Here is a 371-nt window from a genome sequence, read left to right as displayed (position 1 = left end):
ACTAGTGATGTTATCACTCAATCTGAAGAGATTAAAAATGTTACAGGTATTATAGGTGATATTGCAGATCAAATCAACCTTCTAGCTTTAAATGCAGCTATTGAAGCAGCGCGTGCTGGAGAACATGGTAGAGGATTTGCTGTTGTGGCTGATGAAGTTAGAAAATTAGCTGAAAGAACTCAAAAGTCTTTATCTGAAATAGAAGCTAATACTAATTTACTTGTTCAATCTATCAATGATATGGCAGAAAGTATTAAAGAACAAACTGCAGGTATCACTCAAATCAATGAAAGTGTAGCTCAAATTGATCAAACTACTAAAGATAATGTTGAAATTGCTAATGAATCAGCTATTATTTCTAGTACAGTAAG

Annotated in this window: 1 protein-coding gene; it reads left to right on the top strand. The window is 32.9% G+C overall.

Annotation, left to right across the window (positions count from 1 at the left end; genetic code table 11):
* Positions 1 to 371, top strand: a 371-nt coding sequence (locus ELQ10_RS08505) for a methyl-accepting chemotaxis protein (protein WP_243833043.1), incomplete at both ends; no start/stop codon positions are given.

This window comes from Campylobacter sp. US42a, assembly GCF_004379055.1.
GTDB lineage: Bacteria > Campylobacterota > Campylobacteria > Campylobacterales > Campylobacteraceae > Campylobacter_D > Campylobacter_D jejuni.
The sequence above is the reverse complement of the archived record's forward strand: the minus strand, read 5'-3'. Positions and strand labels throughout refer to the sequence as shown.